General features: G+C 71.9%; 28 protein-coding genes and 1 pseudogene. 15 read left to right on the top strand and 14 right to left on the bottom strand.

Features of this window, described 5'->3' with window-relative positions; translation table 11 throughout:
- Positions 1-53 precede the first annotated feature (53 nt).
- Positions 54-1,262: an MFS transporter gene (locus tag ABZ622_RS02680; protein WP_360539588.1), complete on the top strand. Its 1,209-nt coding sequence runs from the start codon at positions 54-56 to the stop codon at positions 1,260-1,262.
- Complete coding sequence (locus tag ABZ622_RS02675; RefSeq protein WP_360539586.1) at positions 1,259-1,720, top strand: DUF2809 domain-containing protein; 462 nt, start codon at positions 1,259-1,261, stop codon at positions 1,718-1,720. The genes ABZ622_RS02680 and ABZ622_RS02675 overlap by 4 nt, the downstream gene beginning before the upstream one ends.
- Here ABZ622_RS02675 and ABZ622_RS02670 read toward each other — a convergent pair.
- On the bottom strand, positions 1,671-2,009 hold the full coding sequence (locus ABZ622_RS02670) for a hypothetical protein (protein ID WP_360539584.1): 339 nt from the start codon (positions 2,007-2,009) through the stop codon (positions 1,671-1,673). The genes ABZ622_RS02675 and ABZ622_RS02670 overlap by 50 nt on opposite strands.
- A gap of 174 nt (positions 2,010-2,183) precedes the next feature.
- Here ABZ622_RS02670 and ABZ622_RS02665 point away from each other — a divergent pair, with 174 nt between their 5' ends.
- Positions 2,184-3,530, top strand: a complete 1,347-nt coding sequence (locus ABZ622_RS02665; RefSeq protein ID WP_360539582.1) for an MFS transporter — start codon at positions 2,184-2,186, stop codon at positions 3,528-3,530.
- Between the two features lie 57 nt (positions 3,531-3,587).
- Here ABZ622_RS02665 and ABZ622_RS02660 read toward each other — a convergent pair whose 3' ends face one another.
- Positions 3,588-4,331, bottom strand: a complete 744-nt coding sequence (locus ABZ622_RS02660; protein WP_360539580.1) for a DUF6585 family protein — start codon at positions 4,329-4,331, stop codon at positions 3,588-3,590.
- 105 nt (positions 4,332-4,436) lie between these two features.
- Between ABZ622_RS02660 and ABZ622_RS02655 the strand changes: the two genes are divergently transcribed.
- Complete coding sequence (locus ABZ622_RS02655) at positions 4,437-5,339, top strand: LysR family transcriptional regulator (protein ID WP_360540254.1); 903 nt, start codon at positions 4,437-4,439, stop codon at positions 5,337-5,339.
- A 13-nt stretch (positions 5,340-5,352) separates the two neighbouring features.
- On the opposite strand, the gene ABZ622_RS02650 is transcribed toward ABZ622_RS02655, so the two are convergent.
- Positions 5,353-5,967: a flavin reductase family protein gene (locus ABZ622_RS02650; protein ID WP_360540252.1), complete on the bottom strand. Its 615-nt coding sequence runs from the start codon at positions 5,965-5,967 to the stop codon at positions 5,353-5,355.
- Positions 5,968-6,171: 204 nt separating this feature from the next.
- On the opposite strand from ABZ622_RS02650, the pseudogene ABZ622_RS02645 reads away from it, so the two are divergent.
- Positions 6,172-6,822, top strand: a pseudogene (locus ABZ622_RS02645) (phosphatase PAP2 family protein); the annotation flags it as partial.
- A gap of 42 nt (positions 6,823-6,864) precedes the next feature.
- Here the strand turns inward: ABZ622_RS02645 and ABZ622_RS02640 are convergent.
- Positions 6,865-7,551, bottom strand: coding sequence for a response regulator transcription factor (locus ABZ622_RS02640; protein ID WP_360539578.1), 687 nt, complete (start codon positions 7,549-7,551; stop codon positions 6,865-6,867).
- 49 nt (positions 7,552-7,600) lie between these two features.
- Complete coding sequence (locus ABZ622_RS02635; RefSeq protein ID WP_360540251.1) at positions 7,601-9,040, bottom strand: histidine kinase; 1,440 nt, start codon at positions 9,038-9,040, stop codon at positions 7,601-7,603.
- Positions 9,041-9,320: 280 nt separating this feature from the next.
- On the opposite strand from ABZ622_RS02635, the gene ABZ622_RS02630 reads away from it, so the two are divergent.
- Complete coding sequence (locus ABZ622_RS02630) at positions 9,321-10,142, top strand: SDR family NAD(P)-dependent oxidoreductase (RefSeq protein ID WP_360539576.1); 822 nt, start codon at positions 9,321-9,323, stop codon at positions 10,140-10,142.
- A gap of 79 nt (positions 10,143-10,221) precedes the next feature.
- The gene (locus ABZ622_RS02625) at positions 10,222-10,785 is read left to right on the top strand and encodes a Uma2 family endonuclease (protein ID WP_360539574.1); all 564 of its coding nucleotides are present in this window, start codon (positions 10,222-10,224) and stop codon (positions 10,783-10,785) included.
- Positions 10,786-10,818: 33 nt separating this feature from the next.
- Here the strand turns inward: ABZ622_RS02625 and ABZ622_RS02620 are convergent, their stop codons facing one another.
- Both ABZ622_RS02620 and ABZ622_RS02615 read right to left on the bottom strand, forming a co-directional pair.
- Entirely contained in the window at positions 10,819-11,676 is an 858-nt protein-coding gene (locus tag ABZ622_RS02620; protein ID WP_360539572.1) for an enoyl-CoA hydratase-related protein, read from the bottom strand.
- A 133-nt stretch (positions 11,677-11,809) separates the two neighbouring features.
- Positions 11,810-14,041, bottom strand: coding sequence for an acetate--CoA ligase family protein (locus ABZ622_RS02615; RefSeq protein WP_360539570.1), 2,232 nt, complete (start codon positions 14,039-14,041; stop codon positions 11,810-11,812).
- A 253-nt stretch (positions 14,042-14,294) separates the two neighbouring features.
- On the opposite strand from ABZ622_RS02615, the gene ABZ622_RS02610 reads away from it, so the two are divergent.
- Entirely contained in the window at positions 14,295-15,650 is a 1,356-nt protein-coding gene (locus ABZ622_RS02610; protein WP_360539568.1) for a hypothetical protein, read from the top strand.
- An 80-nt stretch (positions 15,651-15,730) separates the two neighbouring features.
- Here ABZ622_RS02610 and ABZ622_RS02605 read toward each other — a convergent pair whose 3' ends face one another.
- The 3 genes from ABZ622_RS02605 to ABZ622_RS02595 are packed head-to-tail and all read right to left on the bottom strand — an operon-like array spanning position 15,731 to position 17,066.
- Positions 15,731-15,940 (bottom strand): DUF397 domain-containing protein, encoded by a 210-nt coding sequence (locus ABZ622_RS02605; RefSeq protein ID WP_360539566.1) that lies wholly within the window; start codon positions 15,938-15,940, stop codon positions 15,731-15,733.
- A gap of 41 nt (positions 15,941-15,981) precedes the next feature.
- Positions 15,982-16,191: a DUF397 domain-containing protein gene (locus ABZ622_RS02600; protein ID WP_360539564.1), complete on the bottom strand. Its 210-nt coding sequence runs from the start codon at positions 16,189-16,191 to the stop codon at positions 15,982-15,984.
- On the bottom strand, positions 16,188-17,066 hold the full coding sequence (locus tag ABZ622_RS02595) for a helix-turn-helix transcriptional regulator (protein ID WP_360540249.1): 879 nt from the start codon (positions 17,064-17,066) through the stop codon (positions 16,188-16,190). The genes ABZ622_RS02600 and ABZ622_RS02595 overlap by 4 nt, the downstream gene beginning before the upstream one ends.
- Positions 17,067-17,231: 165 nt before the next feature.
- Between ABZ622_RS02595 and ABZ622_RS02590 the strand changes: the two genes are divergently transcribed.
- From ABZ622_RS02590 to ABZ622_RS02580, 3 genes are all read left to right on the top strand, one after another.
- Entirely contained in the window at positions 17,232-17,669 is a 438-nt protein-coding gene (locus ABZ622_RS02590; RefSeq protein WP_360539562.1) for an ATP-binding protein, read from the top strand.
- A gap of 322 nt (positions 17,670-17,991) precedes the next feature.
- Entirely contained in the window at positions 17,992-18,945 is a 954-nt protein-coding gene (locus ABZ622_RS02585) for a helix-turn-helix domain-containing protein (protein ID WP_360539560.1), read from the top strand.
- Between the two features lie 49 nt (positions 18,946-18,994).
- Entirely contained in the window at positions 18,995-19,582 is a 588-nt protein-coding gene (locus ABZ622_RS02580; protein ID WP_360540247.1) for a Uma2 family endonuclease, read from the top strand.
- Positions 19,583-19,620: 38 nt separating this feature from the next.
- Here the strand turns inward: ABZ622_RS02580 and ABZ622_RS02575 are convergent, their stop codons facing one another.
- On the bottom strand, positions 19,621-20,808 hold the full coding sequence (locus ABZ622_RS02575; RefSeq protein WP_360539558.1) for an NAD(P)/FAD-dependent oxidoreductase: 1,188 nt from the start codon (positions 20,806-20,808) through the stop codon (positions 19,621-19,623).
- 202 nt (positions 20,809-21,010) lie between these two features.
- Between ABZ622_RS02575 and ABZ622_RS02570 the strand changes: the two genes are divergently transcribed.
- Both ABZ622_RS02570 and ABZ622_RS02565 read left to right on the top strand, forming a co-directional pair.
- Complete coding sequence (locus ABZ622_RS02570; RefSeq protein WP_360539556.1) at positions 21,011-21,463, top strand: DoxX family membrane protein; 453 nt, start codon at positions 21,011-21,013, stop codon at positions 21,461-21,463.
- Positions 21,460-21,879: an OB-fold domain-containing protein gene (locus ABZ622_RS02565; RefSeq protein ID WP_360539554.1), complete on the top strand. Its 420-nt coding sequence runs from the start codon at positions 21,460-21,462 to the stop codon at positions 21,877-21,879. Before ABZ622_RS02570 ends, ABZ622_RS02565 begins: the two co-directional genes overlap by 4 nt.
- Positions 21,880-22,150: 271 nt before the next feature.
- Here the strand turns inward: ABZ622_RS02565 and ABZ622_RS02560 are convergent, their stop codons facing one another.
- Positions 22,151-22,738: a DUF1707 domain-containing protein gene (locus ABZ622_RS02560; RefSeq protein WP_360539552.1), complete on the bottom strand. Its 588-nt coding sequence runs from the start codon at positions 22,736-22,738 to the stop codon at positions 22,151-22,153.
- A gap of 161 nt (positions 22,739-22,899) precedes the next feature.
- On the opposite strand from ABZ622_RS02560, the gene ABZ622_RS02555 reads away from it, so the two are divergent.
- Positions 22,900-23,586, top strand: coding sequence for a hypothetical protein (locus tag ABZ622_RS02555; RefSeq protein ID WP_360539550.1), 687 nt, complete (start codon positions 22,900-22,902; stop codon positions 23,584-23,586).
- A 49-nt stretch (positions 23,587-23,635) separates the two neighbouring features.
- Here ABZ622_RS02555 and ABZ622_RS02550 read toward each other — a convergent pair whose 3' ends face one another.
- The gene (locus ABZ622_RS02550) at positions 23,636-24,220 is read right to left on the bottom strand and encodes a hypothetical protein (RefSeq protein WP_266913527.1); all 585 of its coding nucleotides are present in this window, start codon (positions 24,218-24,220) and stop codon (positions 23,636-23,638) included.
- 9 nt (positions 24,221-24,229) lie between these two features.
- Positions 24,230-25,147, bottom strand: coding sequence for a zinc metalloprotease HtpX (gene htpX / locus ABZ622_RS02545; protein WP_360539547.1), 918 nt, complete (start codon positions 25,145-25,147; stop codon positions 24,230-24,232).
- Between the two features lie 292 nt (positions 25,148-25,439).
- Here htpX and ABZ622_RS02540 point away from each other — a divergent pair, with 292 nt between their 5' ends.
- Positions 25,440-26,636, top strand: a complete 1,197-nt coding sequence (locus ABZ622_RS02540) for a cytochrome P450 (RefSeq protein WP_360539545.1) — start codon at positions 25,440-25,442, stop codon at positions 26,634-26,636.
- The last annotated feature ends 8 nt before the right edge of the window (positions 26,637-26,644 follow it).

The following is a 26,644-nucleotide window of genomic DNA, read 5'->3' as shown; positions in this document are numbered from 1 at the left end:
CCGAGCGCGATGGTGTGCAGCCCCTTTTGCCTGGTTCATCCCCTGCACGGCTGATGGGCGACGGCCGCCCGGACGGGCTCTGGAACCGTAACTTCCGGCTCTTCTTCGTCGCCCGTACCGCCGCGCTCTTCGGCGACGGCATGATCCCGGTGGCGCTCACCGCGGGGCTGCTGGGGGCCGGCCGCCCGCACTCCTCCGTGGGGTTCGCGCTCGCGGCCTGGATGGGGCCGCTGGCGGTCTTCGTGCTCTTCGGCGGCGTACTGGCGGACCGGTTCACCCCCCGCCGGATGATGATCATCGCGGACGCGCTGCGACTGGTCGGCGCCTCCGTGCTGGCGGTCACCTTCGCCACCGGGAACCCCCCGCTGTGGGTGGTGTACACGCTGAGTTCGGTGGCCGGGGTGGGTGCCGCGCTCTTCCAGCCGGGCGTCGCCTCGACCGTGCCCCGGGTGGCCTCGGACGTGCAGCGGGCCAACGCGGTGCTGCGGGTCTCCGAGGCGCTGATGACCATGGCGGGCCCGGCCTTCGCGGGCATGCTCGTCGGGCTGGCCAGCGCCGGGGCGGTCTACGCGGCGAACGCGTCGACGTTCCTGGTCTCCGGCGTCTGCCTGTTCCTGCTGCGGCTCGCCCCGGCCCCCTCGGACGAGGCGGGGCGCGGCGGATTCGTCGCCGAACTGGTCGACGGGTGGCGGGAGTTCCGGGCGCGAAGCTGGCTGTGGGGGGTGATCGCGATCTGGACGGTGTACGGCTTCACGGTGCTCGGCCCGATGCTGCCGCTCACCGCGGTCGAGGTCACCGAGGCGCACGGCTCGGGGACGTACGGCGTGATGATGGCGGTGAACGGCGCGGGCAGCGTCGTCGGCGGGCTGCTCGCCCTGCGGCTGAGGCCGCGGCGCCCGCTCGCGGCGGGGGCCGTGGCGCTGTCCGGGGTCTGTGTGAACCTGGTGGCGCTGGGGCTCGGGATGCCGGTGCTCGCGCTCGGGGCGGGGCAGTTCGTGGCGGGCGCGGCGTTCGCGTTCTGGCTGGTGATGTGGTCGACGACGGTCCAGACCCATGTGCCGCCGGAGGCGCTGAACCGGCTGCATGCGTACGACGTGGCGGGCTCGTTGCTGATGCTGGCGGCGGGCCGGGCGCTGGCCGGACCGGTCGCGGACCGGGTGGGGGCGCCCGAGGTGCTGCTGGCCGGCGCGGTGATCAACCTGCTGGCGGTGGCGGTGCTGCTGGTGTCCCGGCCGATCAGCCGGCTGGAACGGATCCGATGACGGGGGACGGGGGAGCGGCGGCGCCGTCCCGCAGGGCCCCGCGCGCGGTCGCGGCCCTGCGCGTACGAGCGGTCGCGGCCGGGGCCGCGGCGCTGACCGTACTCGCCGGGCTCGGGGTCAGGGCGTTCACCGGCGGCGACCTCGCCGAGTACGCCGGGGACGCCCTCTACACCGTGCTGATCTGCGCCCTGGCCGCCGTGATCGCGCCCGGCGCACGCCCGGTGGTCAGGGCCGGGGCGGGGCTGGCGTTCAGCTGGGCGGTGGAACTGCTGCAACTGACCGGGGTGCCCGCGGACCTCTCCCGGCACAGCGCGGTGGCCCGGCTGGTGCTCGGCTCGACCTTCAACGCCCCCGACCTGTTCTGGTACGTGGTCGGCGCGGGCTTCGCCTGGGCGGTGGCGGCCCTGGCTACTTCTCCTTCTCCCGGCTGCGCTCCTCGGACTTCTGCATCTCGATGACCTCGAAGACATGGGCGCTGGTCTGCCTGCGCACCGTCCCGGCGACGAGCAGGCCCGCGCCGGCGACGGACAGGGGAGCGGAGATCCCCAGCACGGTCAACTGCTTCGGCAGGCCGGTGTCCACCTCGCACGCCGACGACATGCCGCGGTAGCAGTACATGTCCTGCTGGTCCGCCAGCAGGAAGCCCAGCCAGACCCACAGCGCACTGGCGACGAGCAGCAGTACGGCGCCCCAGCCCTGCATCAGCGCGGAACGGTGGTGGAAGTGCTGGCGTGCTGCCCACTGCATGGCATCCCCGGTTCGGTACGCGACGGAGTCGAAGGGCGGGCGCCCGGCCGTCGGCCGACAGGCGATCGTACGCGCATCCGGGCCCGTCCGGCCCGGAGTCCGCCGATCCCTCATGGCCCGATTCCTGCGAACAGTGTCCCTCCGGCCACTCGTGGGGAGGTGCGTCGCGCCCCGATGCTGAGTGACGTGACCCAGACAACCGAAAGCGCCGCCGCCCGGGACGACGACCGGACGGCGGCCCCCGCCGCCCCCGGGCGTCCCTCCCGCCGACGAATCCACCGCGCCTGGATCGTCGCCGCCGTCACGTTCGTGACGATCATCGGCGGCGCCGCCTTCAACTCCCTCCCCGGCCTCCTCATCGACCCGCTCAACACGGAGTTCGGCTGGTCGCGCGGGGAGATCGGCCTCGCCGTCTCCATCGACATGGCGCTGTACGGGCTCACCGCGCCCTTCGCCGCCGCGCTGATGGACCGGTTCGGCATCCGCCGGGTCGTCGTCGTGGCACTCAGCACTGTGGCCGCCGGGGCGCTGGCCAGCGTATGGATGACCGCTGCCTGGCAGCTGATGATCTACTGGGGGCTGCTCGTCGGCCTCGGCACCGGCGCGATGGCGATGTCCTTCTCCGCGACGGTCACCAACCGCTGGTTCGTGGCCCGTCGCGGCCTGGTCACCGGCATCCTCACCGCGGCGGGCGCGTCGGGGCAGCTCGTCTTCCTGCCGCTGTGCGCCTGGATCGTCGACCGGCACGGCTGGCGCCCGGCGTCGGTGACCGTCGCCCTCGCCGCCCTGGCCGTCGTCCCGTTCGTCTGGCTGCTGCTCCGCGACCACCCGGCCGATGCGGGCCTCGCCCCGTACGGCGGGGAGTACGCGGAGAAGCCCGCACCCGCGCGCGGGGCGGCGAGGCGGACCGTACGCGTCCTGACCGACGCGGCCCGCACCGGACCGTTCTGGCTGCTGGCCGGTACGTTCGCGATCTGCGGGGCCTCGACCAACGGCCTGATCCGCACGCACTTCGTGCCTTCGGCCCACGACCACGGCATGCCCATCACCGCCGCGGCCTCGCTGCTCGCCGTCATCGGGATCTTCGACATCGTCGGCACCGTCTTCTCCGGCTGGCTGACCGACCGCTTCGACGCCCGCCGCCTGCTCGCCGTCTACTACGCGCTGCGCGGCGTCTCGCTGTTGTTCCTGCCGATGCTGATGGCGCCGACGGTGCACCCGCCGATGGTGTTCTTCATCGTCTTCTACGGACTGGACTGGGTCGCCACCGTCCCGCCGACCCTGGCCCTGTGCCGCGAGCAGTACGGGGAGGACAGCGCCATCGTCTTCGGCTGGGTGCTGGCGTCGCATCAGGTGGGCGCGGCGCTGGTGGCGTTCCTGGGCGGGGTGGCGCGCGACGTGTTCGGTTCGTACGACGTGGTCTGGTACGCGTCCGGGGCGCTGTGCGCGATGGCGGCGCTGATGGCGCTGGTGATCCGGCGGGTCAGGGAACCTTCGGACGCGGTCGCCGGACTCGGCTGAGGGCGCGGGGGCGGCGGAGCGTGGCCGGGCTGCCGGGCAGTGGGTTGTGGGCTGTGGTCAGGCTGCCGGGCGGTGGGTGTGGAGGTGCTCGGCGACGGCCAGGAAGACGTGCAGGTTCGCGATGTCGCTGACCGCGGAGCTGCACCAGGCGCCGGAGCCGCCGGTCCCCGCGACGAGGATCCGGCCCGCCCTGACCTGGATCTCCCGGACTTCGGACCAGGGCAGCAGGCCCTTCATCCGGGCACTCAGGCCGGTGGCGGAGAGCGAGAGGTCCCCGAAGTTCACCGTCTCGCCCGCCAGGACCGACTCCAGGGCCGTCTGCCCCTGGGCCTGGAGAACGGCCTGCTGCATATGGGGTCCCCAGGTCTCGGGGCCCTCGTAGAAGTGAGTGATCGTCGCGTGGTCCCGGCCCGGTCCCACCGCGGAGTAGACGTACTCGGTGGTCGACGGGATGCCGTTGATGATCTTCCGGGTGATGTTCTGGTAGAGCCGTACGGAGTCCCAGCGGATGACGACCACGCCGTCGCCGGACTGCGGGTGCACCATCAGTCCGTGCTCGAACAGGTGGAGACGCTTGGCGGCCTGTCTTCGGCTGAAGTCCGGGGTCCGGCGCAGCCACCAGAAGAACAGCACGCCGGGGATCACGAATATCGCCAGAAGATGGATCGTCGTGAAGATGTAGAGGGCGAAGAGCAGCCTGTTCAGACGTTTGGGAGTGAAAGTGCCGTGCAGAGAACCGAGTTGATGGGCGGCGGCCAGCTCGGCGGCCTCGGGCGACAGGATGTTCGGTGGTGCTGCCATGGACGTGTCCCTCGTCTCGAAGCTCGCCAACTCGTTCTGAAACTAGGGCCGGACAAGGCATTCCACCAGCGACTAGATTGCATGTGAGCCATGCATGGGGGGAATGTGTTCGAGATCGACGCGCTGCGTCTGCTGGTGACCGTGGCCGAGACCGGATCGTTCACGAAGGCCGCGGTCCGGCTCGACTACACGCAGTCGGCGGTGTCCCGGCGGATCGCCTCGCTGGAGAAGGAGACGGGCGGGCCGCTCTTCGAACGGCTGGCCCGGGGCGTACGGCTGAATCCGGCCGGCCGCGCCCTGCACCGGCACGCGGTGGAGGTGCTCGCGCGGCTGGCGGGTGCGCAGGACGAGCTGGCCGCGATCCGGGCCGGGCGGGGCGGCCGGCTGAGGGTGGGCGCGTTCGCCACGGCCAATGTCTCGCTGGTGCCCGCCGCGCTGCGGGCGTTCGCCCGGTCCAGGCCGGAGGCCGAGATCGTCGCGGTGGAGGGCCGGACCGGTGAGTCGATGCGGCGCCTGGCGGAGGGGGCGCTCGACCTGGCCGTGGTCAGCGACTACCCGTCCGGTCTGCCGCCGGTGGACGGCGTCACGACCGAGGTCCTGCTGGAGGACGAGCTGTTCGTCGTCCTTCCCCGCGACCACCGCCTGGCCGGGGCCGGGACGATCGATCTGCGCGAACTGCGCGACGAGACCTGGCTGCAGGACGTCTCCGCCGACCGGCCCATGATGCTCGCCGAGGTCTGCGGCCGGGCCGGCTTCCGGCCGAGGCGGATCACCAGGATCGGCGAGTGGTCCGGCAAGTTCGGCTACGCGGCGGCCGGACTGGGGGTCGCGCTGGTCCCCTCGCTGGCCGCCTGGGCGGTCCCCGCCGAACTCGCCGTATGCCGGCTCGGCGACCTCGCCCCGCACCGGACCGTGTATGTCGCACTGCCTGCCACCGCGCCGCTCCCGTCGGCACTGGAGCTCCGGGACCTGCTGCGCGACGCGGTCCCGGGCGGCATCGTCGGCTGAGCGGCCGACGCGCTCACCCGTCGAGCGGCCCGAACCGTCCGAACGTCCCCCGGTGGAACAGCAGCGGATCGGCCCCGTCCACCGCCCCCATCGCCGCCACCCGGCCGACGACGATCAGATGGTCGCCCCCGGTGTGGACGGTCTGGACGCGGCAGTCGATCCAGGCCGGTACGGAGTCCAGCAGCGGCGAACCGGTCGCCGGGGCCGCCTCGTACGCCACCCCCGCGAACTTGTCCGCGCCGCTCACCGCGAAGCTCCGGCACAGCGCGCCCTGGTCCGCGCCGAGGATGTTGACGCAGAAGGCCCCGGCGCGTGCGATGCGCGGCCAGGTCGTCGACGTACGGGCGACCATGAACGTGACCAGCGGCGGATCGAGGGAGAGCGAGGCGAACGACTGGCAGGCGAAGCCCACCGGGCCCGCCGCGTCGTCCGGGTCGTGCGCGGTCACGATGGTGACCCCGCTGGCGAAGTGCCCCAGTACGCGGCGGAATTCGCCCGGCTCCACGGGTGCCCGCTCGCTGTCGGAGACCGCTCGCAGATGCGGGCGCGGCAGTGGATCGACCGGCGCCGGTCCGGCGGTCGTGGCGGCGCCGACGGACCTGAGGTACCGGACGGCGATGGCGGCCATGCCTGCGTGTCCCATCACCCCTCGATTAGAACTGACGTGTCGTCAGATGGGAAGGGCGCAGGACCGGCAGCTTGAACCTGCCGGTGCGCGCGGACGTCACAGCTGCGTGGTTCCCCGGCAGGGCCCACCCCCGACGATCGTCGGGGGTGGGCCCTGCCGTTCGGCCCGGGTCCGCGACCCCTCGCCGCTCCTAGGGTCACGTTCATGAGACGAGAAACCGGAAGCAGGACCCGCACCCTTACCCGGACCGCACGGCCGCTGTCGGCCTGCGTCGTACTGGGGGCCGGAGCAGCGGCCGTCGTGGGGCTCGCCCCGGGCGGGCTGGGCGCGGCCGGTGCCGTGGAGGTGACGGGCGGTGCGTCGGCGTCCGCGTACCGCTCGGTGACCGGGGCGGTGGCCGACGCGCCCTCCTGGGCGGGACCGCTGCTGGAGGCGGCCACCGACGGCACCCTGGTCGTCTTGGGCCTGCTGCTTGCGTGGGTCTGGTGGAGCGCCGTACGACGCGGGGACACCCGGGTCTCCGCGGGCACGGTGCTCACCGGCATCGGCACGGTGCTGGCGTACGCGGTGAGCGAGGCCGTGAAGCTGGTGGTGGACGAGGAACGCCCCTGCCGGGCCCTGCACTCCATCGCGGAGACGGCCGCCGAGTGCCCGCCGCCCGGCGACTGGTCCTTCCCGAGCAACCACGCCACCCTCGCCGTCGGCCTCGCCGTGGGCCTGGCCGTGCTGCGCCCGCGCCTCGCCGCCGTCACCCTGCCGGTGGGTGCGGCGGCGGCGCTGCTGCGGGTCGTGGTCGGCGCGCACTACCCGCACGACGTGCTGGCCGGCGCGGTCCTCGGGGCCTCGGTGGTGGCGGCCGTGCTGCTGGCGTTCCTGCCGCTCGCCCGGCGTGCCGCGTCAGCGATCGAGCGGCGGCTGCGCGGGCGCGACGATTCCGGCCTCGTGGGCGACGACGGCCGCGGCGGCCCGGTTGTCCACGCCCAGCCGGGCCAGGATGGAGCTCACATGCGCCTTGACCGTCCCTTCCACCACGTGGAGTCGGCGGGCGATCTGCCCGTTGGACAGCCCGCTGCCGAGGTAGGCCAGTACGTCGCGTTCCCGGCCGGTGAGCGCACCGACCCGTTCCCGGGCGGCGGTCCGGCGGCCGGCCAGGGCGCCCGCGCCCGTCGCCGAGAGGTGGGCGACGACCCGGGCCGCGACCTTCGGTGACAGATAGGCGGCCCCGTCGGCCACCGCGCGGACCCCCGCGATCAGCTCCTCGGGCTCGCCCGACTTGATCAGGAAACCGGCGGCGCCGCCTCCCAGCGCCTGGAGGATGTAGTCGTCCTCCCCGAAGGTCGTGAGCATCACGACCCCCGTCTCCGGCACGGTGCGCCGGATCTCGGCCGCCGCGTCGATGCCGTTCGTCCCGGGCATCCGGATGTCGAGCACGGCGACGGCCGGGCGGTGGCGGCGTACCAGCTCCACCGCGTCGCGCCCGTCGGCGGCCTCGGCGACGACGTCGATGTCCGGATCGGTGGACAGCACGGAGCGCACCCCCGCGCGGATCATCGGCTCGTCGTCCGCGATCAGTACCCGGATCACAGTCCGCTCACCTCCCCGGGGTGGGCAGTACCCGCGGGGCCGCCCGGTCTCATGGCGTCAACGCCTCCTTGGACATCAGCCGGCCGTCCCGGAAACAGAGCCGGTAGGCGTCCCCGGACCGGTCGTCGAAGCGGTCCGCGGTCATCGCGTAGTACCTGCATGTGATGCCTTCTCCCTTCGGTTCCCCGGCCACCGGCCGCTGCGTGGTCTCGCGGTCGGGCAGCAGCCGCCCGACGCCCTCCCGATCCTGACCCACCCGCAGCCGGGCGTAGTCGCCCGGGTCCAGTACGGACAGCCGGGCCGAGCGGATGTCCCAGGCCATCAGCGCCGCACTCAGTACCGCCCAGGCCACCAGGGGCAGCACGACCGCGACGGCCAGCGCCCGGCGGGCCCGGCTGCGGGCGTGCCGGTGTTCCGGCGGAAGCGCCGGGGGCGCGGCCGCAGGAGCTGCCCGGGGAGCCGCGGGTGCTCGGTGGGGGAGCGCGGCGGGCGCTCGGTGGACCAGTGCGGCGGGCAGGGCGTGCGGGGCGTGCGGTATCCGTGCGGTGACCGCGAAGCCGCCCCCGTACGGTCCGTCGCCCCGGCATGGTCCGTCGTCCCCGTACTGTCCGTCGCCCCCGCACGGTCCGTACGCGAACTCGCCGCCCGTCAGCCGTACCCGTTCGTCGAGCCCGATCAGTCCCCGCCCGGTGCCCGGGACGTCCTCGGCGCGGGCCGGTGCGGGCGAGGGCCCGTTCTCCACCCGGACCGTCGTCTCCCCGGCCGCATGCGTCACCCGTACGTCCACCCGCGCCCCCGGCGCGTGCTTGGCCGCGTTGGTCAGGGCCTCCTGGACCACCCGCTGGGCGGCCCGCGCGGCCGCCGGGGAGATGGCGCCGGCCTCCCCCTCGACCCGCAGGACGACCGGCAGCCCGGCGGCCGCGGCCTCCTCGACGAGCCGGGCGATACCGGTGCCGGACGGCTGCGACGGCTGCGGTGCCTCCTCGTCCGCCTCCTCGCGCAGCAGGCCGATCACCTCGCCGAGCCGCTCCACCGAGGCGGCCGCCCTGGCCCGGATCTCCCCGGCCGCGGCGCGGTGCGCCTCGTCGAGACCGGGGGCCAGTTTGAGGGCACCGGCCGACAGGGCGATGAGGCTGAGGTCGTGCCCGAGTACGTCGTGCATGTCCTGGGCGATCCTGGCCCGTTCGCGGGACCGCGCCTGCTCGGCGACGAGCCGCTGTTCGCGCTCCAGCCGGCCCGCCCGCTCCCAGCCGGCCCGGACGAGTTCCTGGTACTGGCGCCAGAAGCGCCCCGCGAACCACGGCAGCATCGCGGCCACCGCCACCACCGCGACGAACCGCCCCGCCATCAACAGCCAGGACGGCACCAGGGCCACCGCCCCCACGCCGCCGGCCAGCACCGCCACGAGCACCAGCACCGTGGGCCCGGTCCTCCCGGGCTCCCGCCCCGCGAAGAACGCCGCCACGGCGGCGGGCAGCGCCCACCACATGCTGACCGCGCTCAGCCCGACACAGACCGCCGCCCCGACCGCCAGCAGATTCCCCGGGGCGACGAGCGCCCGCCGCACCGCACCGCTCGACCTCACTCGCTCGGCCCCTCCACCTCTCCGCCGCTCCACCCGTACGACCGTACGCAGCAGGGAAGCGCCCCGACACTGCCGAAAGTCACCGTTGCCAATTGCCTGGCGCGGGGCGGGCGGGGACGGCTAGAGTCCAAAGCGAGACGGGGCGTCTCGTCTCGTAACCGTACTCACGAAGGAGTGGCATCCCGTGCCGAGCACCAGAACCTGGTTCATCACCGGCGCCTCCCGTGGCCTGGGACGCGCCTTCGCGGAGGCCGCGCTGTCCGCCGGGGACCGGGTGGTGGCGGCGGCCCGCGACGTCGGCCCGCTCGCCGTCCTGACGGAGAAGTACCCGGACCGGCTCCTCGCGCTGTCCCTCGACGTCTCCGACCGGCAGGCCGTGTTCGAGACCGTGGAACGCGCGGCGGCGGCCTTCGGCGGCCTCGACATCGTGGTCAACAACGCCGGCGGTCTGCTGTACGGCATGGTGGAGGAGGCCACCGAGAAACAGATTCGGGACCACCTCGACGTCAACTTCTTCGGCGCGGTCTGGGTCGCCCAGGCCGTACTTCCCCACCTGCGTGCGCGCGGCTCCGGGCGCCTGCTCCAGGTCACGTCGATGGGCAGCGGCGGCGGCATGGCCTCCGTCGGCTTCTACGCGGCGGGCAAGGCGGCGCTCGACTCGGTCAGTGAGGCGCTGGCGATGGAGGTCGAGCAGTTCGGCGTCAAGGTCACCATCGTCCAGATGGGCGGCTATGCGACGGGCCTGTTCACCTCCGGCACCACGGCGACCGCACCCGACCCCGCCTACGCCGGACTGCGCACCCGGCTGGAGGAGATGTGGGGCGACGACGCGGGCCCGGACCCGAGCGAGGCGGCCCCCGTACTCCTGGAACTGGCCGCCCTGCCCGACCCGCCGCGCCGCCTGATCCTCGGCGGCCGGTCGTACGACATCGTCCAGGAGATGGGCCGCGAACGCGCGGAGCAGTACCGCGCCTGGGAATCCCTCAGCCGCATGGCACCGGGCTGACCGCACCGGATGGCGACCGCACCCGGTTGCGGGCCGCTACTCTGAGTCGTCGGACCGGCTGGGCGGGAGGAGACACTGAATGACCAGTGCGCCCGACTACAGCCAGGGCATCGATTCCGAACGCGCTCTGAAATTCGCGGTACAGCGGATCCGCGGGGACCGTGCTCAGATCCTCGAAGGGATCATCGAGCCCGTGACGCCGACCTGGGACCGCGAACGGGCGGCCCGGATCGTCCGCAGGCAGATCGAGGACCGTGTCGACGAACTCGGCTGCGTCGAGGGCTCGGGCAACCTGGACCTGCCCGGTTCGTCGAACTGGTACGTCCCCGACATCGCCGTCGTGCCCGAGACGCTGGCGAAGGGGGGCGGGGCCCTTCTCCCCGATCAGACACTGCTCGTCGTGGAGGTCACGTCGGAGTCGAACGCGGAGACCGACCGTGTTGTGAAGCGGCGTCGCTACGCCGAGTACCGGGCCCCGTTGTACCTCCTCGTCGACCGGATCGAGGGCAGCGTGACCCTGTTCTCCGAGCCCGGACACCTGGGCTACACCCATGTGGACGGCCCGCACCCGTTCGGCGCGGTTCTGAGGCTGCCGCATCCGTTCGATCTGGACCTGGACACCGGTGCTCTGTCACCCACCTGACGGTTCCGGACCCCCGGTACTTCTTGACGGTCTCTAGACCCCCCGGTACTTCGGCGCCCGCCGTTCGATGAAGCTCGCCACGCCCTCGTTGGCGTCCTGCGTGGTCATGTTGATCTCCTGGGCCATGGCCTCGGCGGCGAACGCGGTCGAGCGGTCGGCGTCCATCGACGCGTTGACGAGCTGCTTGGTGAGGGCGATCGACCGGGTCGGTCCCTCGGCCAGCCGCTGGGCCCACGCCCGTGCCGTCGCCGCCAACTCCTCGTCCGGGACGACCCGGTTGACCAGCCCCAGACGTTCCGCCTCCGCCGCCGGGAGCGAGTCGCCGAAGAACATCAGCTCCTTGGCGCGCTGCGGGCCGATCAGCCGGGGCAGCAGATACGCGCCGCCGCCGTCGGGTACGAGGCCGCGGCGTACGAACACCTCGATGAACTTCGCCGATTCGGCGGCCAGCACCAGATCGCAGGCGAACGCGAGATGGGCGCCGATGCCGGCCGCGGTGCCGTTGACGGCCGCGATGACGGGCTTCTCGCAGTCCAGGACCGCGGCGATCAGACGCTGAGCGCCGAGCCGGATCGTACGGGCGACATCGCCCGGCACCCGCTCGCCGGTCGCCGGGGCGCCGCGCAGGTCGGCGCCCGCGCAGAAACCGCGGCCGGTGGCGGTGAGCACCACGGCCCGGACCGCCGGGTCGGCGGAGGCCTTGGCGAGCAGGCCGATGACGCGCTCCCGCTGCTCCCAGGTGACGGCGTTCATCGCTTCGGGGCGGTTGAGCGTGATCCAGGAGACGCCGTTGTCAGTGGTGTGGAGTACCAATGAATGGAGCGGGTCGGCGGATTCGGCGGATTCGGCGGGCCCGGTGGACTCGGTGATGTCTTCGGGGGAGGACGGCATGGGGCAGCTCCTGGGTGGGCGCGGTGGCGGTCGTGGTGGCGGGCGGTTCGGGCGATGGCGCGGGTGGTGGCTCGGCCGGTCGTGCGCCCGTTGGCGCGGGCGGTGGTGGTGGGGCGGGTCGGGGGAGCGGCGGTCAGCGGCAGACGGCGAGCGCGTCCAGCGCCACCGCGCCCTGCCCCCGCCCGAGCACCATCAGCGGGTTGATGTCCAGCTCGGCGAGATCGTCGCCCAGTTCCAGCGCCATCCGCTGCACCCGCAGCACGACCTCGACGAGCGCGTCCACATCCACCGGCGGACCGCCGCGCACGCCCTCCAGCAGGGCCCGGCCGCGCAGTTCGCCCAGCATCGAGCGCGCCTGGTCCTCGCCGAACGGCGGCACCCGCACCGCCGCGTCGTGCAGCACCTCGACGAGTACGCCCCCGAGCCCGACCGTCACCGTCGGCCCGAAAAGCGCGTCCTGTGTGACGCCGACCATCATCTCGACGCCCCGCTCGACCATCTGGCAGACCAGGATCCCGTCCAGCTCGACGCCCTCGAACCGCGCGATGTCGGTCAGTTCGCGATACGCGTCCCGCACCTGGCTCGCGGAGGTGAGCCCGACCTTGACCAGGCCCAGCTCGGTCTTGTGGGCGAGCCGGGCGCCCGAGGCCTTCATGACGACCGGGTAGCCGACCAGGGCCGCGGCCCGGACGGACGCCGCGGCGCTGGTCACCAACTGCTCGCGCGGCACCCGGATCCCGTACGCCCGCAGCAGCTGCTTCGCCGCGTGCTCGCTCAGCTGCTGGCCCGGACGCATCAGCGCCTGCGCCTTGCGGAACGAGGGCGAGGGCGTGCGCGGCGCCTCGTCGAAGGGGGAGCGGTAGGAAGCGGCGAACCGGTGGTGGTCCAGATAGGCCTTCACGGCGGTGATGCAATTGCCGAAGGTACGGAAGGTGGCGACGCGGGACGAGCCGAGCAGCGTCGTGCGGTACGCCTCCTCCGTACCGACGGGCGAGCCCCACACCACGCACACCAGCTTGTCCGTGCTCTCCGCCGCGTCCACCAGGTCCTGCGCGAGCTTGTCGCTCATCGGCGGGAAGGGGCCGGTGATCGGACAGATCAGCACCCCGACGTCGGGGTCGGCGAGTATCGCGTCGATGATCTTCCGGCCGCGCCAGTCGCCGACCGGATGGCCGCCGTTGTCGACCGGGTTCGCCACGTTCAGATAGTCCGGGATCCATTCGTGCAGCTCACGCTGTTTCGCCTCGGACAGGGTGGGCAGGTTCAGCCCCGCGCCGGTCGCCAGGTCCGAGAAGTGCGCGCCCGTGCCGCCCGAGATCGAATACACCACGACCCCCTCGGCCTGCGGCTTCCGGGCCCGCGCGAGCAGCGCCGCGGTGTCCTGGAGCTCGTCGAGCCCGTCCACCCGGATCACACCGAACTGCCGCATCGCCGCGTCCACCACCTGGTCGGCGCCGGTCAGCTTGCCGGTGTGTGACGCGGCCATCCTGGCCCCCGTCTCGGTACGTCCCACCTTGACCGCCACCACCGGAACGCCGGCCCGCGCCGCCCGGTCCGCGGCCAGCAGGAAGGAGCGCCCGTCCTTGAGCCCCTCCACGTAGCAGGCGATGGCCCCGACCTCGGGGCGCTGCGAGAAGTACGAGATGAAGTCGGCGGTCTCCAGATCCGCCTCGTTGCCCGTGGGCGCCCAGTGCGAGAGCCGCACGCCCAGTTCCTGGAGGGTGTAGACGGGGCGGCCTTGGTGGCCGGACTGGGTGATCAGCGCGATGGCCGGCCCGTCCAGATCGTCCCGGAACTCCTCGAAGGCGTTGAGGTTGGTGTTCGGCCCGAGCAGCCGCAGCCCGGACCGCTCCACCGCCGCGGCCAGCCGCGCCTGGGCGGCGGCCCCCTCCTCGCCGGTCTCGGCGAACCCGGAGGCGAAGGCGACGGCGAACCGCACCTTGGCCTGCGCGAGTTCCTCGATCACCGGGAGCGGGTCGCCGACCAGCAGCACGGCCAGATCGACCTGCTCCGGCAGCTGAGCGACGGAAGGAGAACAGGCCAGCCCGAACACGGACTTCCTGGTGGGATGCACGGGATACAGCCGCGCCCCGACCCGCTCGGCCCAGCGGATCAGCTGCCGGGTGATGCCGGTGTTGGGCCGTCCCTCGGTGTCGGACGCGCCGATGACGGCCACGGACCCGGGCCGGAAGAACCGGTCCAGATCCGGCACGGCCGCGTACAACGGCCGGCCGCTGACGTCCAGCACGCCTTCCGTGGCGGCGGCGACCGTCATGCTGTGGACGGCGGCGTGCGGCTCCTCGCCGCAGGCCACCACCCTGGCGCGGAAGTCGGTGGTGAGGGTGCCATGAGTCGATCCAAGCATCGTTCCGCCCACTCCTGCTCGGGGTCCGTCGGGTGATCGTGCCCGGCCAGCTCCCAAAAGCTGACGCCCTGTCAGGTTACTGAACTGACGGCGCGTCAGGAATGGGTGTGCAGGCAAAGCCTGAGAGAGCGGGGGCGGCGGCAGCCGGAGCCGTACAACCCCCGAGTGATCTTGAACGTCCAACGATCGGGCCGGACTCACCGGCCGCCGCCCGCCACTCGCCCGCCATTCATGGCCCACCCCTGGGAGAAACATGAGACCCGTCTCCGCCCGGCGCACCGTGCGTCTCGGTGTCTGCGCAGCCGCAGCCGCCGGACTGCTGACCGCCGGCCTCGCGGCCCCCGCGTTCGCCGAGGAGCAGACCGACCAGCTCTGGATACAGGCACCGAGCGAGCAGAAGCTGATCCCCGGCGGCAGCACGTCGGAGGGCAGCCCGCTGGACATCGGGCTCTACCACGACAACGACAACTTCGCCGTCACCGACGGCCGGCTCTCGGTCGACATCTCCGGAATCGCCGGGGTGGCCGAGGTGACCTGGCCCGACAACTGCGCCCCGACCGGGACCACGGCCGTCTGCACCGTCTCCGAAGTGCCCGTCATCGGTGACGCCTACAGCCCGCAGGTCCACCTCACGGTCCGTGCCGCCGACGGCGCCGCGATCGGGGCCCGGGGGCGGATCACCTACACCGCCGTGGCCACCGGCGGCCCCGACGGCACGCTGGAGGCCCCGCGCGATTCGTTCGACACCACGGTCTCGGTCGGTTCGGGCCCCGACCTGTCCCTCGGCGAGATCGCCCCGGCCAAGAACCTCCAGCCGGGCACCGCCCGGACCGTGCCGTTCGCGGTGACCAACAAGGGCAGCGAACGGTCCGAGGGCCTCACCGCCACCTTCTCCGCCTCGTACGGGCTCGACTTCCTCACCGAGTACCCCGAGTGCACCTACCGGACGACCGGCGGCGACGACGCCCCGATGTCCCACGCCACCTGCTCCTTCGACCAGGTCATCGAGCCGGGTGACGCCTTCACCCTGCCGTCGCCGCTGCGGGTCGCCCTCACCGCGCACGCGTACGCCGAACGCCTCGACATCAGCGTCGAGCCCGGCAACGGAGCCACGGACCTCTCGGACGAGGACAACTACACCATCGCCGCCTTCGGCGCGGTGAACACGGCGGACTTCGCGGCCCGGGGCGCCCAGGTCACGGGCGGCGTCGGCGAGACCGTCACCGCCGAACTCGGCTTCCGCAACAACGGCCCGGCCTGGATCGGCAACCTCGGCTCCGGCGACCCGGTCGCGGCCGTCGACTTCACCGTCCCCGACGGCGCCACCGTCACCTCCGCCCCCGCCGACTGCGAGCCGCGCACCCTGAGCGGCGGCTACTACCCACAGCGGACCGGCGCCCCGCGTTACAGCTGTGAATTGCCTTACTGGGCCGTGGAGGACACGACGCGCTCGCTCCCCTTCCAGCTGCGTATCGACCGACTGGTCCCCGACGCGACCGGCCGCGTCATGCTCACCACCGGTGGCTCCAGCCCCGCGACCTTCCCGTTCGACCCGCAGTCGGCCAACAACACGGCCCAGCTCGTGCTGAACGCCACGCCCGCAGCCTGACCCACGTCCCCCTCAACACGAGCGCGGGACGCGACCGGTCCTCCCGGCCGCGCCCCGCGCGGGTCAGCCACCGACGCCCGTCAGTTCGTGGACGCGTAGTTCACGAAGTCCGCCCATGCCGTGGGCGTGACGGCGAATCGGGGGCCGGGCACGTTCTTCGAGTCGCGGACGTGGACCGTGCCCGGGGTGGCCGCGACCTCGACGCAGTCGTTTCCGCTGCTGCTGTCGCTGTAGCTGCTCTTGAACCACTTCAGCTCGGAAGTGTCCCGGGCGGAGGGCTTGCGGATCATGTGTCTCCCAGCGCTTGCGTCGCGGGCGCGGATGATGTCGGTCAGTTCGTGGACGCGTAGTTCACGAAGTCCGCCCATGCCGTGGGCGTGACGGCGAATCGGGGGCCCGGAGCGTTCTTCGAGTCACGGACGTGGACCGTGCCCGGGGTGGCCGCGACCTCGACGCAATCACTGGGGTTGCTGCTGTCGCTGTAGGTGCTCTTGAACCACTCCAGCTCGGGGCCATCCCCGGCGGATTGCTCGTGGATCATGTTTCTCCCAGCACTCGCTCGATGAAGGCCAGTGACTCTTCTGGCGAGAGAGCCCGAGCCCGGATGATGCCATACCGCAACTCAAGAATACGGAGCTGTCGCGGGTTGGAAACCGGGCGGCCCGCGAACTCGTCGTCGGTCCGTCCGATCGCCGAACCGTCAGCGAACTTCAGGATCTGAATGCGTCCGCCCGTTCCTGGGTGGTCCCATTGAGATGTCGGCGTCACCTGGATCTCCACGGAGGGCAACCTGCCGACCTTGAGCAGGTTTTCGAGCTGCTGGCGCCACACCGCCAGACCTCCGGTCGGGCGTCGCAGCGATGTCTCCTCCTGTACGAAGCTGAGCTCCGGAGAGGGCTCCCGTTCGAAGATCGATTGCCGCGCCATGCGCGCGGCCACTGCCCGCTCCAACTCATCCCCGGACAACACGGGGCGCCGAGTGCCGAGCAACGCTCGGGCGTATTCCTCGGTCTGCAACAAACCGTGCAGGTTCTGGCTTCCGTACGACGCGAGCTCCACAGCTCGGGATTCCAGCTTGGCCAGCGCCCGGATCTTCTTCGGGTACCGGACCTCCGCCACGTCCTGCTTCATCGCGGAGAGCTTCCCGCTGGCCCCCAGTACCCTGTCCGCTCTGTCCAGGAGCTCCGGCCGGGGGATGCGACGGCCGCTCTCGACCTTGTAGACCAGGTCCTCCCCGTACCCGATCGCCGTGCCGAACTCGCAGGCCCGCAGGCCCGCCGACTCCCGCCATGCCTTGAGCTGGCGGCCCACTGCGGCGAGCACGGCGAGGCCCGACTCGTCATCGGGGTCCACGTCCCAGCCGGACTCGTCCGCTCCGCCGTCAGCGCGTTCCGTACCGGCCCCATCCACGCTCATCCGTGCCCCATTTCCGCTGTGCGTGCCGTTCTCTTCCTCAACCCCTTCTGTCCCCGGCCCGTCACCCCGGACAGCCAGGACAGCGCTGGACAAGCCCCGGACAGTTACCGTACGCAAGGGCTTTGTCACTGTTCACGGTATGCGGGTCCGGCCACGCTGAGTGACGTGAATCGAGAAATCGCTCAACTTCAACCGGCCGCCCCGACCCGTGCGTTCACCGTGCTGCTCTCGCCCACGCGCCGGGGCGCCCGCCTTGCCCGGCTGCTGGCCACGGCGCATCTGGGGGACTGGGGGATCGCCTGCGAATCGGCCGCGCACATCGTCGCCGAACTGGCAGTGAACGCCACGGTCCACGGACGAGTGGCCGGGCGGGACTTCCGGTTGGGCCTCGCTGTGCACGGTGACGTGTTGCTGCGGATCGAGGTGAGTGACGCCCGGGGCGAGCGCCTGCCGCCCGGTCCCGGCGCAACCGCCGTCCCCGCCGCCGACGCCGAGCACGGGCGCGGTCTGCTCATCGTCGAGGCGCTCGCGGACCGTTGGGGCATCGTCCCCGGCCCGTTCCCGCGCAAGACGGTCTGGGCCGAGCTCGACCTCGTACGGTGAGCGGCCGCACCGGATCGTGACAGCCGCGACCCGGTGGACCGTGATCCGGTGAACGACGACGCGGGGGACCGCGACGTGGTCGTGCGCGACGTCAAAAGATTTAAGAACCGGGGAGAAAACCCTTCCCAACCCAACCCCACCCCGCCCCGCCGCCTCCCACTCCACGCCCGTCACTCACACGGGTGAGCTTCCCCAACTCGGCTGGAAGCGAGGCCGGTTGTCGGGCATATGCTCGCCACACAACCCCAGACGCGCGACGGCCCTCGCCAGGACGGCAATCCTGAAACGAGGGCCTGACCAACGAGGAAGAAGCACCTTCCTGATGGATACCCCGCAGATTAGCGCGCCCTCGCGCGCCCCGTCATCCGGTGTCGTACACATCGACACCCGGCACACCGGTCGCTTCACGGTCGTGGGCAACCACCTCGCCCAGCACCGCGAGCTGTCCCTCGTCGCGATCGGGCTCGCCGCCCACATCCAGTCGCTGCCCGACGGCGCCAGGATCGGCATCAAGCCCCTCGCCGACCGCTTCCCGGAGAGCGAGGCCCGGATCGCCGCCGCCCTGCGCGAACTGGAGGCCCACGGCTACCTGAAGCGGACCCGGGAGCGACTGCCCAGCGGCCGGGTCGTCACCCGCACGGTCTCGTACAACCAGCCCCTCACCGGTACGAGGTCCGCCGCAGCGCCGCAGCCGCAGACCCGGCCGACGCCGGAGTCCGGGCCGCGACCAAGGCCCGTCCGCCCGGTCCCCGCGCCCCGCCCGGAAACGGTCACGCCCGCCCCCGCGCCCTCGGCTCCCACGCCCGTTCCCGCGCCGGAGACGCCCAAGGCTCCGGAAACGGGTGAACCCGCCCCGGCCCCCGCGCCGCCGCGCCCTCCGCTTCCCCGCCCGCAGGCTCACGACCTAGACCGGCATCGCGTGGCCGTCGAACTCCTCGCGGACCTTCGGCGCCACGAATCCCGGCTGCTGCTGGGCGAGGCCGACATCCGCCGGCTGGCCCCCGCCGTGGCCGCCTGGCTCGAACGGGACGCGCGGCCCGACGCCGTACGCCGCACCCTCGTCGCGGACCTGCCCGAATCGCTGACCCGCCCGGCGGGCCTCCTCGCCCACCGCCTCACCGCGCTCCTGCCTCCACCCCTGCCCACCGCCCCGGCCGACGAGGCCGCGCCGCGCCGTGACCCCCTCCAGAACTGCGACGGCTGCGACCGGGCCTTCCGTGCCCCCGAGCCGGGCCACTGCCGCGAGTGCCGAACCGACCTGAAGGAGGCCGCCTAGCATGAACGTGACGACCCTTGCCCCCAGGCGCAGACGAGGAGCGCACGCCATGGCCGACGCCCCGGACCACGCACAGCGGGATTCGCTCCACTACCGGGCCATGCGCGACATCGTCGAGCAGATGCAGGACGACGTTCCCGGAAAGTTCGAGATCACCAAAGAAGGGATCGTGCACGACATGATGGCCCCGGGACGTCCCCATGAGCTGACCGCCGCCCGGGTGAGCCGCCGCTTGGAGAAGTCGATGCCGGACGACATCGTGGCGCATACCGGGACGCCTGATGTCGAAGGGGCGCTGGAAGGCATCATGCGACACCCCGACATCATGGTGATCGCCGAGGCCGACATGGAGGGACAAGGGTCCTTCGACCCCCGTACTCTCATCGCCGCCGTCGAAGTGGTCTCCCAGTCCAATCCGGACAACGACTGGGTGAGCAAGCTGCGGGACTACCCACTGCTCGGCGTCCCCGTCTACGCGATCTTCGACCCCCGTACGGGCACGGGCGCCGTCCTCTCCGAGATCCACGCGACGCCGGAAGGCCCGAGGTACGCGATCCGCAAGGACTTCGTGTACGGCGAGGACGTCACCATCGGCGAGTGGACGATCTCGACCGACGGGCTGCCGCTGTACGCCTGAGCCCACGGGCGGAACCGGCAGCCCCGCCCCGCGCGGGCTCAGCGCCTGCGTGCCGCCTTCTTGGCGATCTTGCGGGCGTCCAGGGCCAGTTCGCGCAGCATGCCGCTGATCGGGTTGGTGAAGCCGGTGAAGTACAGGCCGGGGGCCTGCTTGGGGGCGCGGGCGCCGTGGACGACCGGGCGGCCCCGGGCGTCCAGTACGCCGAGATGGCCGACCAGGCCCTCCAGGGCGCGCCGGTAGCCGGTCGCCGCGATCACCGCGTCCGGGGTGATCCGGTCGCCGCCGGCCAGTACCACCGCGTCCCCGTCGAACGACTCGACGGCCGCCACCGGCACCACCCGGCCGCCCTTCACCGCGTCGATCAGTCCCACGTCCTGCACCGGGATCGCACCGTCCTTGACCCGTGAGTACAGACCGGTGTCCGGGCGGGGGAGGCCCTGCGCGGCGAGGTCGGGCACGGCGGCCCTGGCCATCAGGCGCCCGGCCCGGTCGACCAGCCGGACCGGCAGTCTGCGGACCAGGATGCCGGTCAGCTGCGCGGGCCAGCCCGCCGTGGAGCGGCGCACGATGTGCGGCACGGTGCGCACGGCGATCCGTACCCGGGACGCCCCGCCCTCGACCAGGTCCACGGCGAGCTCCGCACCCGTGTTGCCGATGCCGACGACCAGGACGTCCTTGCCCGCGTACGGGGCGGGGTTGCGGTAGTCGGAGGCGTGCACCAGATCGCCGGTGAAGGTGTCGAGGCCGGGCCAGTCGGGGACGCGCGGGGTGTGGTTGAAGCCGGTGGCGACGACGACCGCCCGCCCGGTCAGCACCCGGCCGCCGGTCGCGGTCAGCTGCCAGTCCTTGCCGTCCGGGGCGCGGTCGATCCGGGACACCTCGACCCCCGTCACCACCTCCAGCTCATGGTGCTCGGCGTACTTGTCCAGATAGCGCACCACATCGTCCCTGGACACCCAGCGCCCGAACCGGCGCGGCATCGCGAGCCCCGGCAGCGCGGACCGGCTCCGGGTCGTGTGGAGGTGCAGCCGGTCGTAGTGACGGCGCCAGGACGCGCCCACGTTCCCGGACTTCTCCAGCACCACCGCCCGTACGCCCAGCTCGCGCAGGGCCGCCGCTGCGGCGAGACCGCCCGGCCCGCCGCCGATGACGTAAACGGGACGGTCCTCGGTGAGGTCGGTGGGGGCCGATATGGGGATACCGGCGGTAAGTGCGCTGTCGGACATGGTTCGGAGCGTAATCGCGCACCCGGTTGATGGGTCTCGGTCAAGACCGGAATCGATTGCGAATTGATCACGGGTGTGCGCTTTCTGTTCGCTTCTCACTCATCTCCGGTGCACTCCGTGCGCGCCCCTTGCGCGAGTTGCCCGCCATCAGGTGAACTGACGTACCGTCAGATTCAGTGAACGGGAGGCCACGGGAGGCCCCATGCAGACGATCTGGCTCGGTGGAGCCGAGTGGCTCGCCGTTCTCCGGATAGGCCTCGGCCTGTGGTGGCTGGAGAGCTGGCGGCACAAGGACAAGAAGGGCTGGTTCGAGCGGGGCACCGGCATCGCCTGGGCCTCGGACGTCGCGGGCAAGCACCGCTGGCCGGCCGTACGCACCGGCTTCCGGAAGATCGTCGCGCCGCGCCCCAAGGCCATGGCGTACCTCGTCGTGTACGCCGAACTCGCCCTGGGGCTGGGCCTGATCACCGGATTCCTCACGCCCGTCGCGCTCGTCGCCGGGCTGCTGCTCAATCTGCTCTACCTCGTGCTGATGATCCACGACTGGGCCGAGCAGGGGCAGAACGCGATGATGGCGCTCATCTCGCTCGTCGCGCTGTTCGCGATGTCCTGGCAGACCTGGTCCCTCGACGAAGCGATCGGACTCTTCCTGTGACCTCGGCCGCCGTACGTTTCGACCGTCCCGAACCCGACGCCTTCACCCGCCCGTACTGGGACGCCGCCGCCCGGGGGCGGTTGCTGCTGCGCCGCTGCCGCGACTGCGGGCGCGCGCACCACTATCCGCGCGAGTTCTGCCCGCACTGCTGGAGCGAGGACGTCGCCTGGGAGCGGGCGGGCGGGGACGCCACGCTCTACACCTGGTCCGTCGTCCACCGCAACGACCTGCCGCCGTTCGGCGCCCGCGTCCCGTACGTCGCCGCCGTGGTCGACCTGGCGGAGGGGCCACGGATGATGACGGAGATCGTGGACTGCGAGGAGTCCGCTCTCGCCATCGGCATGGCGCTGCGGGTGGCCTTCCGGCGGGAGGACGGGGAGGAGGCGGTTCCGGTCTTCCGGCCCGGGGACTGCTGAGCGCGCTTCGGCGGGCGGGCCCGTTCTCCGAGAGCCCCGAAGAAGGATGAGGGGGATCTGGGGCCGGTCGGCTCGGGGCGGTGTCGCTGGGCTCGGTCACCTCGGGCGTACGGGGACGGTATGCGGCCGGTGGGGTGCGGTGGAGTGCGGTGGACGGGCCCGGTCACCCGGCAGGGAGTGCGTACGCGTACTCATGCGGTCCGTACTCATGCGGTCCGTACTCGTTCGATCCGCGCTCAGGTGTCCGACAGGCGGCGACTGCCGGTGCGGCTCAGGACTCGATGCCGCGCAGCTTGCGGCGTTCGCGGAAGTTCGGGTGGCGCACGACCACGCCGCCCATGCCGCAGGAGCCCGTCAGCCGGAGGAGCGGGGCGCCGGGGGTCCGTGCGTCGGTGGTCTTGTCCTTCAGGCCGCCGATGCCCCGGTCCAGGTTGTCGCTCTCCACGGTCCAGCCCTCCGGGACCACGATCTTCACCCCGGCCATCTCGCCGCGCACCTCCAGATCGATCTCGCGCAGCCGGCACTCGGCGCGGGTGAAGTCGATCCGGACGCCGCCGATGCCGCCCTGGGCACGGATCACCGGGGGGACCTTCCAGACGCCCGCGCGGGTCATGCCGTGCAGGCCGCCCTTGAGGACCAGCGGTTGGCCCTTGGCCACCTCGATCGGGACCAGGTCCTCGGTGAGGGGCGCCAGTTCGGCGTAGGTCTTGGCGGACAGTGCCTGCCCGAGCCGGGTGTCCAGCTCGTCCATGTCGATACGGCCCTCGGCCGCCGCCTCGCGCAACTGCTCGACCACCGCCTCGCGATCGGCATCCGAAGCGCGCATACGGGCGGCGGAACGGGCGGGCTCAGCAGTCATGGGAGCGATGATACGGGCGGGGGAGTTCCGGTTCCCAGCGCTGGAGCCCCGGGCGGTTGAGGCGGCCCGGTGGGGGAACCAGGTACCTGTCGGCTGTGTGGCCGCCGTCGTCATGCGCTGCCACGGGGAGTTGCGGACCCTGCCGACAGGGGGAGTCGACGATGCTCGCGAGACAGTACGGGTACAGCGTGTCCGAGGCCGCGGCGGCGAGAGCCACGCCGTGGGCGGAGGGGCAGTTCCTCGCTCAGCGGGAGCGGGGTGAGCGCAGTGCGCACAAGACGGCGTGGTTCGGTGGGATCGCAATGGCCGTGCTCGTGGCCAGTTTCGTCGTCGACGCCGATTCCGCGCCGGGCTGGGCTTGGCTGATCCTCGCCATTCCGGTGATCGGGGCGTTCCTCTTCGTGTACGTACGTGGGCAGGGGCGTCGGCTCTGGGAGGAACAGCTGCGGCAACTGCGCGAGCAGCCCTGGCAGTCGTGGCCCGTGCGAGGTCAGGAGGTCAGGGCCACGAGCCTGTCTGGCCCGCAGCGCGCGGCGCTCAAGCACCGGTACGGTGCCTCGTTCGTCGGCGTCAGGCTGAGCCTGCTGAGTCCGCAGGGCGCGGAGGCGGCCTGCTTCGTCACGTTCATGGCGCGGGACGCCTGGCAGGGCATGACGGACGGGTACGGGATCATGCTGGTCTGCGGGGATCTGCGCGAGGCGTGTCATGGTGCGCTGCCGGGGCGGCAGAGCCTGCTGGCGCTCACACCGGGGGCACGGGTGCGGTGGCAGGGAAGCGGGGGAGACGACGCGCGGCTGATCGCGGACGTGGTGTCGCGGGCGCAGGGTCTGGACGGCCTGTTCGGCTAGGTTCTGCCCGGCGGATCAGGGCCGGACGGACCCGGGGCCGCCGCTGCCGTCACAGCCCCGGCGCCCCCCACACGGGGAACCACCGGGACAGGTCCTTCTCCACCCGCAGGTCGTCCCCGAGCACCGCTCTGACCTGCAACTCCAGCTGGTTGTCCCGCTTCTCCGCGCCGCCGGGCAGGGGCGCGAACGGGTAGAACGTGCCGCGCTTGTAGAGGTAGACCAGGGCCAGCGGACGGTCCCGCGCGTCGCGGAAACCGATCAGGGAGCAGAGCAGATGCGGCCCGAACCCGCCGTCCTGGAGCAGGGTGTTGACCGCGTGCAGGTCGTTGACCAGGGCGGCGGTGTCCTCGGCCGGGCGGCGGGAGAGCAGCCAGGTGTAGCCGTACGCGTCCTGGCTGAACTCCACCGGGATTCCGTCGCGGCCGGTGTCGGCGTCGAGCAGTTCCCGTACGTCCTGCTGGATGCGGGCGAAGGTGCCGCCCTCGACCCCCGCGAAGCAGACCGAGCCGAGACCGGTCGGGGTGAAGCCCGCGCCCGCCTGGAGGGTGAGGGCGGCGGAGGGTACGGCGAAGAGCTGGTCGAGGTCGGGGCGGACCGGCTTGCTGCGGCCGAGGATGGTGTCGAGAAGGCCCATGGGCGTTCCTTACGGACGGGCGAGGTCGGCGGAGATCCGGGCCAGCTGGTCGAGGCGCTGTTCGAGGGTCGGGTGGGAGGAGAGCAGCCGGCTCAGGCTCTCCTTGGAGGAGAACGCGGGGACGAAGTAGAAGGCGTTGTACGGCTCCGCCTTCCGCAGGTCCTCGGTCGGGATGCGGGCCATCTGGCCGCTCACCTTGGTGAGGGCGGAGGCGAGTGCGGAGGGGCGGCCGGTCAGCAGGGCGGCGGTGCGGTCGGCGGAGAGCTCGCGGTAGCGGGAGAGCAGCCGGGTCAGCAGGAAGCTCAGGGCGTAGACGACCGCGCTGACCAGCGGGATCAGCATGATCGCGATGCCGACGGGGTCATTGCTGCGGCTGTTGCGGGAGAGCCCGCCCCACAGGGCGACCCGGGTGATGACGCCGGCGAGCACGCCGAGGAACGAGGCGATCGTCATGACGGCGACGTCGCGGTGCGCGACATGCGACATCTCGTGCGCGAGCACGCCCTCCAGCTCCGGGGGGTCCAGTCTGCGCAGCAGCCCGGTGGTGGCGCAGACGAGAGCGGTCTTTTCGCTGCGGCCGGTCGCGAAGGCGTTCGGTACGTCGCTCCGCGCGATGGCCACGCGCGGTTTCGGCATGTCGGCAAGAGCGCAGATCCGGTCGACGGCGCCGTGCAGCTCGGGCGCCTCCTCCGGGGTGACCTCACGGGCCCCCATGCTGAACGCCGCGATGCGGTCGCTGAACCAGAACTGGGCGATGAACATGCCGCCGACGAGGATCAGGATGATCGGCCAGGCGCCGCGCAGCACGGCGAGCAGCACGCCGACCAGGACCACGTACAGCAGGCCGATCAGGAACATGGTGCCGACCATGCGCGTGGTCAACCCGCTGTCCGGGGCGTAGCGCGAGCGGGAGCGGGTCTGGCTCATCGTTGCCTCCAGTCGCCCTGAGGGACAGCCCTCGGTGCCTTCCATACTGCCCCTTTCACCTGGAAATCGGAGACAATTGATCCGGGCTCGAAGAACGACCCTGGCTCGAAACGTCTGCCTGGGCGGGTGGACGGCAAATTGATTCCTCAATGGATCTGATTGATCTTTCAATGGATCTGCCCGAGGGCAATTCCGAAGACATTTGGCCGAACTACACCTGGACCCATTAGGTGCCTGAGGCATCTAGTGGGTGGAGATCGGTAGGACTCCCCCATCTCTTGCGAGGTCCGCCATGGCAGACGCCGAGACCGTCTCTTTCCCGCAGAACCGCACCTGCCCCTACAACCCGCCGACGGGATACCGCAATGAGCATCGGGGACCGCAACCGGTTTCCCGGGCCCGGCTCTTCGACGGCCGCACGGTGTGGCTGGTGACCGGGCACGCCGAGGCGCGTTCGCTCCTGGTGGACCAGCGGCTTTCGTCCGACCGGGAGAACCCCGCCTTCCCGATCTTCGCCGAGCGGCTGGCCGCCAGCACCCTGCGGCGCGTCGAGCTGCTCGGCGTCGACGACCCGGAGCACAACGTCCAGCGCCGGATGCTGATCCCGAGCTTCACGGTCAGGCGGACGGCCTCGCTCCGGCCGCAGATCCGGGCGACCGTGGACCGGCTGCTCGACGCGATGGTCAAGCAGGGGCCGCCGGCCGACCTGGTCGACTCGTTCGCCCTGCCGGTGCCCTCCATGGTCATCTGCGCGCTGCTCGGGGTGCCGTACGACGACCACGAGTTCTTCGAGGCGCAGTCGCGCAAGCTGCTCCGCGGCCCGGCGGCCGCGGACGTCGAGTCCGCGCGGGACGCGCTCGACGAGTACTTCCGGGTGCTCATCGAGCAGAAGCAGGCCACCCCCGGCGAAGGGCTGCTCGACGAGCTCATCGCCAAGCAGCTGGAGACCGGGGCCGTGGACCGGCAGGAGCTGGTACGGCTGGCCCAGATCCTGCTCATCGCCGGGCACGAGACGACCGCGAACATGATCTCGCTCGGCACGTTCACCCTGCTCCAGCACCCCGACCAGCTGGCCCGGATGCGCGAGTCCGACGGCCTGATGCCTTCCGCGGTCGAGGAACTGCTGCGCTTCCTGTCCATCGCCGACGGGATCTCGCGGGTCGCCGTCGACGACATCGAAGTGGGCGGGGTGACCATCCGGGCGGGGGACGGCGTCCTCCTGACCACGTCGGTGATCAACCGGGACGAGACCGTGTACCCCTCACCGGACGAGCTGGACCTCGGCCGGAACGCGCGCAATCACGTCGCGTTCGGCTTCGGAATTCACCAGTGCCTGGGGCAGAATCTGGCTCGGGCCGAGCTGGAGATCGCACTGCCCGCACTCTTCGACCGCCTTCCGGAATTGCGGCTGGCGGTCCCCGCCGAAGAAGTCCCGTTCAAGCCCGGTGACACCATTCAGGGCCTGCTCGAAATGCCCGTGACCTGGTGACCGGAATC

Origin of the sequence: Streptomyces sp. NPDC007164 (assembly GCF_040634135.1) — a bacterium.
Lineage (GTDB): Bacteria > Actinomycetota > Actinomycetes > Streptomycetales > Streptomycetaceae > Streptomyces > Streptomyces sanglieri.
The sequence above is the reverse complement of the archived record's forward strand: the minus strand, read 5'-3'. Positions and strand labels throughout refer to the sequence as shown.